Origin of the sequence: Leptospira fainei serovar Hurstbridge str. BUT 6, assembly GCF_000306235.2 — a bacterium.
GTDB lineage: Bacteria > Spirochaetota > Leptospiria > Leptospirales > Leptospiraceae > Leptospira_B > Leptospira_B fainei.
Genome location: NZ_AKWZ02000010.1, coordinates 860,254 through 874,608, shown reverse-complemented (window position 1 = coordinate 874,608; position 14,355 = coordinate 860,254). Strand labels below are relative to the sequence as shown.

Below are 14,355 nucleotides of genomic sequence, written 5' to 3'. Positions count from 1 at the left end.
CTTCCGCGTATTCGTTACATAGCCGTTAGTTTTCTCGCAATAAAAGAGTTTCAATCTCCTTTTGAATTCCGGAAGCTGGTCCAGGAATATACTGAAATTTCCTATCTTGGATTGTTATTTCTTACGGGCGCATTTATGGAAACCTTGGAGCAAGACATCTCCTTCGAGGAATTATCCTCGAGCCAATCAAAAGCCCCCGATGTCGAGGGTTTGCAGCCGGACTATATTTTCTTAAATGACGGCGCAGTAGGTTTATCTACAACAGCGCGTTGCATCCTTGACGAGTTACGCGATTGGCATAAGAAAACCGAAAAGCACGGATCCAAAAGCGTCCATCCTTCCTACCTTCTGACCTTGGATAAGTTAGGAGAACTTCTGAATAAATATCGGAATTTGAGCGAACAAGCCAAATCTCCTCAATCCGTAGATCAAGCATTGCGTCAGATTCTGGATTTTGAAAAGAAAGGCCGAAATAAATCGGCGCTAATGTACCCTTTTTTAATTCGTAACGGAAATAAAGTTCAGGCTCGAATCGCACTAGCTTCTCCGCAAAAGGAAGCAAAGACGGACGTTACACCTTATAGGCAGGCCTGCTTTCAATTTTCGGAAGAAACGATCGATTTAATTTTATCCAATCGAGCCAAAAAACCGAGAATTTTGGAAGAAGATCGACCGGGCGCTATCATATTACATAAAAATAAATCGGGTCAACTTTGGCTGTATCCTAAGCTGGCTTCCATAGAGTCGGAAATGGCTAGCCTGTTGCGACGGGGTTTTCATCCGTACCATTATATTCCGATGATCGACTTCTTAAACGATTTTGTCAGTTATGCAAATGCAAAGAATTCTCTGACGCAAATTCTTCCCGATTATCATATTATTATAGACGACCTCCAATTGAACGCGGACGGAACATACTTGCATCAACCCGAAGTGATTGCTCATTATAGGGCCCAAGCCGACGGTTTGGAAGTTTTTGCATTAACATATCTAAAGCAGCTTTCGGAAAGAGCGGGGTACACACTCTTTCGGTCCCGTATTCAGGATTTTGAATCTACGCATGGAATGGCGGAGCCGGGCAGAAAGCAGAACAGCGAGAAAGTGGATGCGTTAATTCAATTGGTCGAGGATTTTCCTTTCGATCGGGAAAAGGATGATTTAGGGAAACGGGTTCGTGAAACTTGTATTCTTTCCATTCAAATCTTAAGGAAATTGATCGAAGAAAAATCTCGTTTGAGTGAACGAAAAATCGACGGAGCCTTTAAGAGCTTACTTCATAGAATTCAAATTCAGATTAAAGAACACACTCAAGGCAATCTAACTTTATACAAATTCAGTCCGGAAAAAAGGTTGGAGGCCGTAGGAATTGTCGGCTCGGAGCAAGTCGCAAACTATTCTGAGGCGTTAAAGAAAGAACTTACCGGTGCCTTCGGCTGGAAGGAAATAAAGAAAGATGACGGCACCGCGGATGTTTACGCGGTAGACCCGGGCTATATGGCGGCAGTGATTCATAAACTTACCGCCGAGGCCAAAACAAGTCCTTCCTACCAAAGAGAATTAGGTATAGCAAAAGATATCAATGCGGCGCTCTCTAATCCTAGGCATCCGGAATTGAATTCAAAATTGAAAGGCGATCATATCGTAAAACTTCAGCAAGATTCCTTCTTAATGGAAAGAGAAGTCGAAGAGAGAGAACGAACCGAAGCGCTCGCCAAGAAATTTAATTTATCGATGGGATTATTAGGCTTTGTCGGAACAATGCTGTTTTTTCTGATCGCCTCGGTTCATTTTAATACGGTCGGAATTATTTTTGTCGGAATTCCAGTTTCTCTTGTAATCGGCGTGATGCTTGCACTCTTTTTTCGAGAACGGGAGAAGGTGGATCTAAATACGGGGAATGCTAAATCTTTCAGCTCCGGATTTAAAGGAGAATACGCTAGTCCTTCTTCGAATGAGGAGTATTTCGCCGGGGATGCGGATGATTCCGACGAACATTTTGGAAAAGGTGAGACGCCTAAGGAAAAAAAAGTAAGCTTGATCGCAAAGGGTGCAGAGAGGTTTGTTTTCCCGAATCGGTTCACTAAGATTCAGGATAAAATCCATGACGCTAAATCTCTCCGTAAGAAAATTTGGGATAATCTTGATAATATCCGCCAAAGCGTAACACATCTAAAGTCGGAACCGGACGACGATAAGGTCGCTTCCACCGTCGAGTATGCCTTACTTCAAAATGCAGCTATGATTGCGATTCCCGACGAGATAGTTCCTCCCGGTATGCCGAGTTCGATAATTCTCAGTCATTCCGATTTAAAGGCGCCGTTGATCCGCGATCAAATCTCGGAATTTCTCCGGAATGAAGCTCAAAAGAAGAAGTATGATAAGAAGCTAGTAAAATACTACACTTTCCTGATCAATACGATAGAAGTAGAGTATTACAAATACTTACCGAGTCGGAAAAAGAGATAGAAACATTTTCTTGACGAACTCGACTCAACGAGCTTCAATTTCGTATGCCCGAATTGCCGGACCTTGTAATTATTCGTGAACGCCTATCGCCTAAGCTGGCTGATCGAAAAATGGAAGCGATCGAGATTATCGAGCCGGTGGTAGTCAGAAATCTACTCGGGGTTCCCGTTGAAGAAGCATTTATCGGTTTAACATTTCGTAATTTGGAACAACATGGTCCGTTTCTAAATTTCGATTTCGGGAAAAAACAACTAATCATTCACCCGATGCTTGCGGGCAGATTTTCATTAGATTCCGAATATAAAAGGAAAGATTTATGCATTCGCTTTTCCTTTAACGGATTAGTCTTAAATTACGCGGACGACGTGAAGATGGGTAAAGTTTATTTCGCCGATCCGGATCAGATATCCCAGATACCGAAATATTCGGATCAAGGAATAGATCTACTTTCTGCGGAATTTACGGAAGATAAATTTCTAAGTTTGATCGATAAAAGTCGACAGCAAGTTCGGGTTTTTTTGATGGATCAAACGAAGTTAAGCGCGCTCGGCAACGCATACTCGGATGAAATTTTGTTTGCGGCAGGAATTCATCCCAAAACCAAATGCTATCAACTATCGATCGAAGATAAGAAAAGGCTTTATCCGAGTATTAAAGAAGTTCTCAACTATTCTATCGATTATATTCGTAAAAAAGAAGCTCCTCTGGACTTTAAAGTAAGGGATCATGTAAAAGTCCGTAATCGAAAGAACGAGCCTTGTCCGCGTTGCGGAGCGAAAATTCGGCGAGCCAATGTTTTGGGTTATGACTCATTTTTCTGTCCCGTATGCCAACCCCTGGACGGAGAGCAGTTTATCAATTGGAAGCCTATCGAATAATCGGGATTTTCCTTTTTTGGACAGGTTGACGATGTATAGAATTTTGTGGATTTTTCGTTGACTCCAGAGGTGGTACTTGCACCTTGGCAAAAGATTCTCGGTGATTATAGAGAGAGGGTCACACCCGTTCCCATCCCGAACACGGAAGTTAAGCCTCTCATCGCTGATGGTACTGCATGGTTCGCTGTGTGGGAGAGTAGGACGTCGCCGGGTTTTTCTTTTTTTTTCCCCTCCCTCGACTTGAATAAGACCGAAACTCCCTAGGGGAAACGGGTTGACTACCCGATTTAGGTGGAAAATTCTACCTGAAGGGGATAAATCCCCGGGTCACAAATCGCAATTGTAGATATTACACAGGGATTTATATGAGAAGAACTTACCAACCCAGCCGGATCAAACGCGCCCGTACTCACGGTTTTCGCGCCAGAATGGCGACTCCCGGTGGCAGAAAAACTCTCTCCCGTAGAAGGGCAAAAGGCCGTTATAAACTGACCGTTTCCGACGAAAGAGTTGGAAAGAAGTTCTAACGAAGTAAAATCGAAGAGACACTTACATCCAGGAAAGATATACGAGACCTTTTTCAATTGGGGAAGCGAATCTCAAAATCACCGCTTACTCTGATTTATAAAGCGAATAACGTGGGTTACAACAGATACCTTTACTGTCCCGAGAGGTCGGTAGGTTCGGCAGTCCGAAGAAATCGGATTAAGCGAAGGTTGAGGGCTGCGATCGCGGAACAAGCCAAAGGTTTTTCCAAGGGATTGGATATAGCAATACTTGCAAAGCCTTCGCTTTTCGAACTTAGCCATATCGAACTTCTTTCCTGTCTTGGACATCTCATGAGTCGAATTTAATGAATCGGTTAGTTATTTTTCTGATTAAGTTTTATAAACGTTGGATATCACCTATTCTTCCGGCAGCATGCAGATTTACTCCGAGCTGTTCGGAATATTCGCTTCAAGCTTTTACTGAGTACGGTTTTTTTGACGCATCTTATCTCTCAATGAAACGTATTCTTCGTTGCAATCCTTTATTCGCCGCCGGCGAAGACCCCTTACCCCCTAACCCTAGAAGGAAATAGGAATGGAAGACAGACAAAACAGGCTTTTTATCGCGTTAATGCTCAGTTTAGGAATTTGGTTCATAGCGAACTATTTTCTAAATCCCGATCTTGGAAAACCGAAACCACAAATCGCAAATCAATCCGCCGAACAGAAACAAGAATCGGCTAAAACGGTAAAAGAGACTGAAAAAACGATCAGTCAGGTAACCGGTCCGAAAGTCGATGCCAAAGAAATTCGCAGATTTACGGTTAAAACCGATTCGCAAATCATCGTTCTTTCCAGTTTGGGAGCGAGAATCGAAAAGCTATACGTAAAAGATTACACTAGCGTCGAAGGGAAAGAAGTTAAAGTAGCTAGAGCGGATTACGATGAAATCGAAGTCGACGGCGTTAAATACAAAGCTATCGAACTTTCCCGAGGAAAAGGATTCGATTTCAATTTCTCACACAGTAAAGAATCGGTTGCTTCTTCCGAATGGAACCTGATCAACTTCCGCGCCGAAGAGGATAAAGCAAATCTTACTTTGGTATTCTCCGGAATTAAAGATAACATTATATTAAAGAAAACTTATAGATTTTTTCCCAAGGAAAATTATTTCAAAACCGAAATTTCCATCAAAAATTCCGGTAAGGAAAAATTGGTTTTCTCGCAACGTGAAAAGCCCGCATATTTGAGAACTTTCGGCAGCCTCGGCCCCATACCGCATGCGAGAGAAGCAAACGATCAAGAATTATCCAAGTTCTTCCGCGTCTATCGCATGGATGGAAGCATGAAAGACTTCGTGGATGGCGGCTCTGCTTGGGGGTTTTTCGAAGGAATCAGAAACTTCTTCACAGGCGTTCCGGGCGGCGACGATCGATTTAAAGACGAATGGAGTACCGGCGAAGGAGTCGATTTCGTCGGTACCGGTAGTCGTTACTTTCTTGCCGTTTCCGATCCATTGAATCACCCGGCGGAAGGGATTCTCTTAGACAATCGGAAGAAGAACGAGTCGGGAGTAATTTTGGCTTACGCCGATATTTCTATCGAGCCCGGCAAGGAAGAAGTTCTGGATTTTGCGAACTACGTGGGCGTTCGAGAATGGGACGGGATGCTTTTCAGGGACGCGAAATTGGATCCGTTCCGTAATCCTAAATCCACGTTTGCGGGAATAAGCTCCGATCTGAATAAATCCTTCAATCAAGGAATTTTTACTCCGATCCGTAACGGAATCGTTTGGTTCTTACAGCAATCCTATCATTATACGATACCGAATTACGGTTTTGGCATCATTCTATTCGCTCTTCTGTTTAAACTGGTTTTTTATCCTCTGAACCAAAAACAAGCAGAGTCGATGAAAAAGATGAGCGCTCTATCTCCCGAACTGAAAAAAATCAATGAGAAGTACGCGAAGGATCCGGAAAAGCGCCAACAGAAGATGATGGAGCTTTATAAAAAGCATAATATGAATCCGCTCTCTCAATTGGGAGGGTGTTTGCCGATGTTAATTCAGCTTCCGATTTTCTTCGCTTTATACGTTGCATTTGCGGATACGATCGATCTTTGGAAGTCTCCGTTTCTCTGGATTAAGGATTTGAGCGAGCCGGATTTCGTATGGACTTCCCCCGCGATTCCGTTTTTGACAAAAGACGGTCTCTCATTGAATCTCTTAGTATTGTTGATGGTCGGAACTCAATTCGTATCGATGCGGTTAACTACCGTTCCGACCGATCCGAACCAAAAAATGATGATGTACGTAATGCCTTTAATCATGGTGTTCTTCTTATGGAGTATGCCTTCCGGCCTTACACTTTACTGGACTGTCACTAACTTGCTTTCGATCGCACAACAGTGGGTTACAAACCTTCGTAAGAAGGATGAGACCCCGGCGAAAGCCTGAACTCATATATCGAGGAAAACGATATGGAAAACTACATTTTCGAAGCCGAAGGAAAAACAAAAGCCGAGGCTGAAGAATTCACACTTTCTACTCTGAGATTAGAACCAGGGGATGTTAGATTCGAGACCGTAGAATCCGGTAAATCCGGATTCTTAGGACTAACCCAAAAGAAACCGGCCGTTGTACGTGCATTCGTTTCGAACGTCGACTTACCTGCCGAAAAGATCATTCACGGTGTGGTTATCACTCTTCTCCGTAAGATGGGAATCGAATCGGAAGTGGTGGGAATGGGCGATGTGGACGGAAAGATTTACATCGAAGTAACGAGTCGGGAATCCGGATTGATTATCGGGAAACGAGGTGCGACGCTAGATGCACTTCAATTTCTTGTGAACTTAATGGTGGATTCGAAGATCCGCCACGGTCGCAAGATAGTGCTGGATACCGAATCATATCGAGACAAGAGAGAGCTTTCTCTGATTCGCCTAAGCAAATCGGTCGCGTCCTCAGTTGCTAAATCCGGAAAATCCAAGTTATTAGAACCGATGAATCCGTTTGAACGTAGAATTGTTCATATGGCATTGCAGGAGAACGAAAAAGTTTTTACCCGTTCCGAAGGAAATGGGACTTACAAAAAAGTCCGCATTATTCCGATGAAAGATCGTCACAAATACAAAGACGTTGTTGATAAAAGCCCGAACGGCGATCTCCTCGAAGAAGTAAACGACTACTGAAACGGTAGTGACGGATACAATTGCCGCAATTTCAACTGCCTCCGGGGCCGGAGCTATCGGAATTCTAAGAGTTTCCGGACCGGATGCGTTGAATATTTCACTTCTCCATTTATCTCAAAATGGAAAACATATCGATCGAGCTGCGATTCAAGCTAGGCACGCTTATACTTGCGAATTTATAAACGAAACCAAAAAGCTAGACCAGGTCGTCTTTTTATACTTTGCGGGTCCGAATTCTTTTACCGGCGAAGATCTTTGTGAAATTCACACTCATGGAAATCCGATTTTGTTGCGAGAGGCTTTGGAATGTCTTTTGGAGTCGGGAGCTAGACCTGCGAAGCAGGGGGAGTTTACCAAGAGAGCGTTTCTGAACGGAAAATTAGACTTAAACGAAGCCGAGGCAATCGGTCGTATCATCGGAGCACGCTCACGATTCGAATTAGAGTTAGCCCAAAAGAATGCTTTCGGAGAAATTTCCAGGCTGGCTTCGAATCTCCGCAGCCAATTGATATCGCTCAAAGCGGAATGTGAAGCCGAAATCGATTTCTCCACGGAAGATCTTACTTTCGAATCCTTGACGGTGCGCAAAGAGAGAATCGCAAAGGTGCAAAAAATTTGCGAAGACCTGTTAAGAAGATCGGGCCAAGCAGAGACTCTTCTTGAAAGGAGTCGCGTAGTCTTATATGGAGAACCCAATACGGGAAAATCCAGCCTAATGAATTTGATTCTCGGCCGAGAGCGCTCGATCATCTCCGATATCCCGGGAACCACGCGAGATTACGTGAGCGAGGAGTTTCTTCTTGCGGGCATTCCTATCCGTCTTACCGATACGGCCGGTATTCGAGAAACGGGTGATTCGATCGAAAAGATGGGGATCGAGAGAAGCGAAAAAGAATTCTCGTCGGCGGACGTACGCGTATTCGTAATTGATATTTCTGCCGAGCAGGACTGGAAAAAATTCGTTCAAGAAAATCGTTCTAAATTAGTAGGAGCGGTGATCGCCGCAAATAAATTCGATATCAAGCATTCCTCATGGGACCCGCAAATTCTCCGCGACGAGAATTTGTCGGGAGCGATCCTCTGCGAAGTTTCTTGTAAAACGAAATCGGGAATTGAAGAACTCATCCTAGAAATTTCCAAAAAGTTGCAAACCTTAGAGAGTTCCGAAGATTATGTCCTGTTAGAAGAAAGAAATCGCTATCATTTTCTCGCAATAGTAAGATCTCTAAATGCATGTCTCGCTTTAATCGATAGCAACGCGCCTGCAGAAATTTACATTAAAGAAATAGATTCGGCTCTTTCTGAAATCGGCGAAGTGAACGGTCGAGTGGATACGGAAGAAGTGCTAGGAAGAATTTTCAGTAAATTCTGCGTGGGTAAATGACTTTGGAATTCAACGACACAAACTTAAACTTGCTATTCATCGCGAGCCTGGCGAGTAAAAAGGCAAGGAATCTTCCGCCGCGCCGAATTAAGATAGAATCTAGGCCTATTTCCCAAAAAAATGGTTTAATCGTATGAGAGAAAAATCCCTCGAATATCATTCCGTTCATCCCAAAGGTAAAATTCAAGTTGTCCCGACGAAGCCGACTAAGGATTCCTTTGATTTATCTTTGGCTTATTCACCGGGGGTTGCTTACCCTTGTTTGGAAATTAAAGATAACCCGGAACTCGTGTACGAATATACCAATAAGGGAAACCTTGTCGGAATCATAACGAATGGAACTGCGATTTTAGGTCTCGGTAATATCGGCCCGGCCGCCGGAAAGCCGGTGATGGAAGGGAAAGCGGTCCTATTTAAGAAATTCGCGGGAATAGACGTTTTTGATATCGAGATCGATGCTAACGATCCCGAAGAATTCGTAAAAGCTGTAAAGATGCTCGAGCCGACTTTCGGCGGTATCAACTTGGAAGATATTAAGGCGCCTGAAAGTTTTTATATCGAAGAGCAACTCATCGAGCGGATGAATATTCCGGTTTTCCACGACGATCAGCACGGGACTGCTATTATAACCGTTGCCGGACTTTTAAATGCATTCGAATTAAACTCGAAACGTCCGAGTGAAGTGAAAATGGTGATTTGTGGAGCGGGTGCGGCAGGAATCGCAATCGCAGAACTAGTTCAGCATATCGGAATACGGAAGGAACATATTTTTCTAGTGGATACGAAAGGTGTGATCCATCATGAACGATCCGATCTAAACGAATCGAAGAAAAAATACGTTCAAAAAACTTCCGATCGAACTTTGGCGGATGTCATGAAGAATGCTGACGTTTTTGTAGGCGTGTCCGTCGCAAATATGGTCGATGAGGCGATGGTTCGTTCTATGGCGAAAGATCCCGTAATTTTTGCATTAGCAAATCCGGACCCTGAAATTCCGTATGCAGTTGCGAAAAAAGTCCGGCCGGATATCATCATGGGCACGGGAAGAAGCGATAACCCGAATCAGGTGAATAACGTTTTAGGATTCCCGTTTATTTTTAGGGGTGCGTTGGACGTTCGGGCTCGTCATATTACTTTAGAGATGAAATTGGCGGCAGCGCGAGCGCTAGCCGAATTGGCGCGATTAAAAGTTCCGGAAGCAGTCAGCCTTGCGTACGGCGGAGAAAAATTCTCATTCGGTCCGGATTATTTGATCCCAAAACCGTTCGATCAGCGGGTATTGTATCATGTTGCTCCTGCAGTTGCGGAAGCAGCAGTTCAAAGTGGGACTGCTCGAAAGCCCTATCCTGGAAGGGAAAGCTACATTGCTTTCTTAGAAGGTCTAATGCGGGCTTGACGTACCCCTGTTTCGCATAATAATAAGGGAAACGAATTCGAACGATCGAAGTGCGCTCAAGAAAGAAGATGGCGGTTCCGAAAATATACTAAATAGGCCGAACCGCCATGGATCATCCGGGGCCGAAGAGGGGAAAGCGAATGCCCGAAGCGGACAATAATCCAAGACCTTCCCCAAATTCATCCCTACCGGCCCTCGATTTAGGTATTATTCCTCCGGAAAGAATCGATTTAATTCCTGAAGAAGAGCTTCGAAATCTTTTACTTCAAACGACCCCGAAAGCGATGCGCGATCTTGATTTAATCGAGAAAGGCGTAGAGAATTTCTTCCTATTTAATTACTCCCCGTTTGCACTTGCAAAGTTCGAACAGTTGCAATTTCTGAAGCCCGCAGATCTGACATATTTTGAAGGAAAAAACGGTTTCGTACTATACCAATATTTATTCGTTTCGGAAGACACAAAAGAATTAGGTCTTTCTAATATTGTTCTAAGGCCCGCTTCTCGAAAAGCCGAGCAGGTTCAGAAAATAAAACTTGCTTGCTTGGCTCAGAGCGTAGCCGCGTTCCTTCAGTTTGTTCATCGCCGCGATTTTATTCTTGGAGAAAAGAAAAGCGCGGGTGAACTCCTTGAATGGGTGCAAAGACAATATATAAATACGGACGATAAGGGAAATATTCTCGATTTCCAGGATTCGAAGAACTTACCCGTTTCCATGAGAAACTTAATTACGTTTTCCGTAGAATCCTTTCTGCAACGAAACTTGAAGTTGAAAGACGAGATACTAACCTCGTTCATCACTATATTATCGAAAAAGCCCGGCGAAATCTTGGAATTCATTAGCCAGGTAAAAACCGAAAACGAAGCTTTGATTGCATTGGAAAAGCGGGGAAATCGCCCCCCTTTGTTGCAGCTTCATCCCGATTTTCACGTAATACAACCTTCCCTAGACGAACTAATCACCGAAGCTTCTATCGATCCGAAAATCGTGGCAAAAAACGAAGAAACGGAATTGGAAATTGTTTATGAGTTTTTTATTTCTCTTGCAAGACGAATCTTAACTCACCTACTTCCTGCAGAACAATCAGGATGGATCCAACCTGCGGGAACGGAGCAGGGTTCGGAATTCATTCAAGAATTGCGCCGACATCCTGCTTTCACTTCAGGAAAGCATTGGGAAGGTTCAGATTTATTCTTACAGGCCTTCGAAGTATTAACTCAATCGATGGGTTCTCTTTCCTTGCTGAGAAAAGAATCCTTGGTGAATGTTGCCTTTACGGATATCGTAATCCGAATTCGGGAAACCAAGGAGCCGTTGGTAGTAGATCAATCCTCCATTAAATTAAAAGATGCGGCTATTCAAGCGGCTGGACTTTCTAAATCGGAGGTTCTTGATCAGGTTTTAGAGAGATTAAAGGCGCGAAACGATATTCTTAAAAGGGATAAATCGATAGGGACTTCTCCCGGCGTCCTGGTTCTCGCCGTCGAAAACGTACTGCCTGCATTCTTATATAATAAGGAGAAACGAACTTCGGTTCATAATCTCATTAGAAAAAGCGGGCAACCGAAAGGTATTTTCGCCTTTCTGCGCGAAGTTTCGGAAGGAATAGATTCGGAAGTCGCGATCGACGAGCAAATTCGCTTATCAAAAGCCATTTCCGAATGGGAAAAAGAAAACGAAAAGTTAAAGAGAAAGGCCGAACAGGATTCTAAGTCCATACTAGTAAGACTAATCGAATGGATTCTGGGTCTCTTTGGAATTAATGTATCAGCCGGAGATAAAAAGGATTTCGAAATATTAGAAGAAACCCCTTCTCAGACTAAGAGTTCTTCGAAACAATCGACCCCGAAAACGGAAGAGCCGGATCAGTCGACGAAAAAGAAAAAATCTTTGGGGGTCCTATTAGGTCCCAAGGAAAAGTCCCTTCTGATTCCTCCAAAACTCCAGAAAGTAATCGACTATGTTGATCGAAAGAACAACGGGATTATTTGGCTGGACGAGGTGGTGAGCACGAGCGCTTCTCCCGAATTCGGAAAAGACAAAGTTGCCGACCTCATGTATTATGACCAGAAGCGGAGATATATCGAGATTCGCTCAATGAATTCCATTCGACATGTATTTATTCGGAAGGAATTGGAATTCGATTCCGCCTGGTTGGACTCAACCCTGGAATATCTTGAGAACGTCACGGCAAAAAAACCCGAGTTTGCTGCTTTGGCGGATACTCTCCGCAAATTTCGGGACGAATAGCTGACTGTTCACGTTCGACAAAAATCATAATTTACCAAGCAACGGAGGGTTCATGAAAACTAGGATCGAAACCGACTCCATGGGAGAAATCGAAGTAGACGATTCGAAATACTGGGGAGCGCAAACCCAGAGATCATTGCATCATTTTCATATCGGCAATGATCGATTTCCAAGGGAAATGATACGCGCGTTAGGCATCCTGAAGAAATCAGCGGCCATCGTTAATGCGAGCCTCGGTTTACTTCCGGAAGATAAAAAGAAACTGATCGTTCAGGCGGCGGACGAAGTCATCGAGGGAAAACTCGATGAACATTTTCCATTAAGCGTTTGGCAGACAGGCTCGGGTACCCAGACCAATATGAATGCGAACGAAGTAATATCCAATCGTGCGATTGAAATTGCAGGAGGGGTAAAAGGTTCAAAAAAACCGATCCACCCGAACGACGACGTAAATAAAGCGCAGTCATCGAACGATACTTTCCCGACTGCGATGCATATTGCGGCCGCAGAACAGCTCGTACGTAGGCTTATTCCCGCTTTGGAACAATTGAAAGACACTCTGCGAAAAAAAACGATCGAGTTTAAGGATATTATTAAAATTGGAAGAACTCATTTGCAGGACGCGACACCATTAACCTTGGGTCAGGAATTTTCCGGTTATGTTAAACAACTCGAATATAATATAGAGAGAGTAAAGTCCGTCCTTCCGTCCGTCTATCGATTAGCCTTGGGCGGAACTGCGGTCGGTACCGGCTTAAATACGCATCCTGAGTTCGCTTTGCGAGCAGCGGCGCAAATTGCCAAGGAAACTGGTTTACCATTTGTCTCGGCCGAAAATAAATTCGAAGCGCTTGCGGCGCACGATTCTCTTGTTGAAACACACGGCGTTTTAAAGACGATTGCCGCTTCCTTTATGAAGATCGCGAACGACGTGCGATGGCTTTCTTCCGGGCCTCGCTGCGGAATCGGTGAAATTTCGATTCCGGAAAACGAACCGGGTTCTTCCATCATGCCTGGTAAAGTGAACCCAACTCAATCCGAACAAATGACGATGGTATCCGCGCAGGTAATCGCAAACGATGTTGCGGTAAATATCGGCGGCGCCTCGGGAAATTTCGAATTAAACGTTTTTAAACCGTTAATTATCCATAATGTTCTAAATTCGATTCGATTACTATCTGATTCGGCTATTTCCTTCGAAGAGCACTGTGCTCGCGGGATTTTACCTAATAAAGAAAGAATATCGGAACATTTACGAAATAGCCTCATGCTTGTAACGGCATTGAACCCGCATATAGGGTACGATAATGCCGCTAAAATTGCTAAGAATGCTCACAAGAAAGGAACTAGTTTAAAGGAATCCGGAATTGAATTAGGGCTCTTGACAAGCGATCAGTTTGACCAATGGGTGCTTCCGGAGAAGATGATTTCCCCGGGTGTAGACTGAATTCCTTTATACGATTTCAGCTATGGATAAAAAAAGGACGATCATAATGATCGTCCTTTTTTATTATAGGGAATCCCTATGTTCTATTTATTGTTGCGGAGCAGGAGGGTTACTCGGAGCCGGAGCGGGTTCAGCAGGGGCGCTGCTTTCTACGAAACTAAAAGTAACTCGGCGATTTTTAGGATCTTTCGCATCTAAGCCGGAAACCGGAGAAGAGGAACCTGCGCTTTTTGTTACGATTCGATTTGCAGGCAGACCTTGTTTGACCAGCGCTTGCTTAACTGCTTTGGCACGGATATCCCCGTAGAAAACGTTTCCTTTTTTATCACCTTCCGCTTCTTCTGGACCTACTTGATCAGTATGTCCGGTGATTTCTAAAGCCCAAGAATCGGGGAGTTTGCTAATAGCGTCTTTCAAAACGGCAATATTAACTTTGGCCCATTCGCTAAAGTCTCCAGCGCTTACGTCGGCTTTTTTGTAGCTAAAACCGGGGCGTGTAATTCCATCGGGATAGCGGAAATCTTTAAGTTTCTCGTTAAAGGTACTTGCGATCCCTGCTGGAGAATTCATATCAACGCTGCGAGATGCAGCAGCGTTTTCTTGCGACTGCGTTTGCGCCTGTGGTTCTGGTGCGGGCTGTTCTTTCGTTTCTGAAGAAGCACAAAACGAAATTGAAAAAGCCGTTGCACCGACTAACAGGAGGTTGAGAATTTTTTTAGCCATATTGTATCCGTCCTTTGATGGGTGAGGGTAAGTTTACGATGAATTTATCCAAAATATATGAATTCTGAGAAAATGGGAAATCTTTTTTACCGATTACGTAAGAATGAAATTCTTGATAATGGTCGTTCAATTTAA

At 43.8% G+C, this 14,355-nt stretch carries 12 protein-coding genes and 1 rRNA gene; 12 read left to right on the top strand and 1 reads right to left on the bottom strand.

Annotated elements, in window-relative coordinates; genetic code table 11:
• Positions 1-135: 135 nt before the first annotated feature.
• From LEP1GSC058_RS13245 to fumC, 12 genes are all read left to right on the top strand, one after another.
• On the top strand, positions 136-2,466 hold the full coding sequence (locus tag LEP1GSC058_RS13245) for a hypothetical protein (RefSeq protein WP_039948639.1): 2,331 nt from the start codon (positions 136-138) through the stop codon (positions 2,464-2,466).
• A gap of 44 nt (positions 2,467-2,510) precedes the next feature.
• Complete coding sequence (locus LEP1GSC058_RS13240; RefSeq protein WP_016549396.1) at positions 2,511-3,344, top strand: Fpg/Nei family DNA glycosylase; 834 nt, start codon at positions 2,511-2,513, stop codon at positions 3,342-3,344.
• Positions 3,345-3,440: 96 nt separating this feature from the next.
• Positions 3,441-3,557: ribosomal RNA gene (gene rrf / locus LEP1GSC058_RS13235) — 5S ribosomal RNA — on the top strand.
• Between the two features lie 152 nt (positions 3,558-3,709).
• The gene (gene rpmH, locus LEP1GSC058_RS13230) at positions 3,710-3,871 is read left to right on the top strand and encodes a 50S ribosomal protein L34 (RefSeq protein ID WP_010416069.1); all 162 of its coding nucleotides are present in this window, start codon (positions 3,710-3,712) and stop codon (positions 3,869-3,871) included.
• A 9-nt stretch (positions 3,872-3,880) separates the two neighbouring features.
• Positions 3,881-4,198 carry a ribonuclease P protein component gene (gene rnpA / locus LEP1GSC058_RS20040; protein WP_084680410.1) on the top strand — a complete coding sequence of 106 codons (318 nt, stop codon included), beginning with the start codon at positions 3,881-3,883 and terminating at the stop codon, positions 4,196-4,198.
• A complete protein-coding gene (yidD, locus tag LEP1GSC058_RS13220) occupies positions 4,198-4,425 on the top strand; it encodes a membrane protein insertion efficiency factor YidD (protein WP_010571362.1) in 228 nt (75 codons plus the stop codon). The genes rnpA and yidD overlap by 1 nt, the downstream gene beginning before the upstream one ends.
• Before the next feature lie 2 nt (positions 4,426-4,427).
• Positions 4,428-6,287 (top strand): membrane protein insertase YidC, encoded by a 1,860-nt coding sequence (gene yidC, locus LEP1GSC058_RS13215; RefSeq protein WP_016549584.1) that lies wholly within the window; start codon positions 4,428-4,430, stop codon positions 6,285-6,287.
• 23 nt (positions 6,288-6,310) lie between these two features.
• Positions 6,311-7,021, top strand: coding sequence for an RNA-binding cell elongation regulator Jag/EloR (jag, locus tag LEP1GSC058_RS13210; protein WP_016550911.1), 711 nt, complete (start codon positions 6,311-6,313; stop codon positions 7,019-7,021).
• A gap of 7 nt (positions 7,022-7,028) precedes the next feature.
• A complete protein-coding gene (gene mnmE, locus LEP1GSC058_RS13205) occupies positions 7,029-8,405 on the top strand; it encodes a tRNA uridine-5-carboxymethylaminomethyl(34) synthesis GTPase MnmE (protein ID WP_016550538.1) in 1,377 nt (458 codons plus the stop codon).
• A gap of 133 nt (positions 8,406-8,538) precedes the next feature.
• On the top strand, positions 8,539-9,801 hold the full coding sequence (locus LEP1GSC058_RS13200; protein ID WP_016550823.1) for a malic enzyme-like NAD(P)-binding protein: 1,263 nt from the start codon (positions 8,539-8,541) through the stop codon (positions 9,799-9,801).
• 140 nt (positions 9,802-9,941) lie between these two features.
• Positions 9,942-12,050, top strand: a complete 2,109-nt coding sequence (locus tag LEP1GSC058_RS13195; RefSeq protein WP_016549544.1) for a hypothetical protein — start codon at positions 9,942-9,944, stop codon at positions 12,048-12,050.
• 52 nt (positions 12,051-12,102) lie between these two features.
• Positions 12,103-13,497, top strand: coding sequence for a class II fumarate hydratase (gene fumC / locus LEP1GSC058_RS13190; RefSeq protein WP_016550061.1), 1,395 nt, complete (start codon positions 12,103-12,105; stop codon positions 13,495-13,497).
• Between the two features lie 87 nt (positions 13,498-13,584).
• On the opposite strand, the gene loa22 is transcribed toward fumC, so the two are convergent.
• Entirely contained in the window at positions 13,585-14,220 is a 636-nt protein-coding gene (gene loa22 / locus LEP1GSC058_RS13185) for an OmpA family outer membrane lipoprotein Loa22 (protein WP_016551060.1), read from the bottom strand.
• Positions 14,221-14,355: the final 135 nt, after the last annotated feature.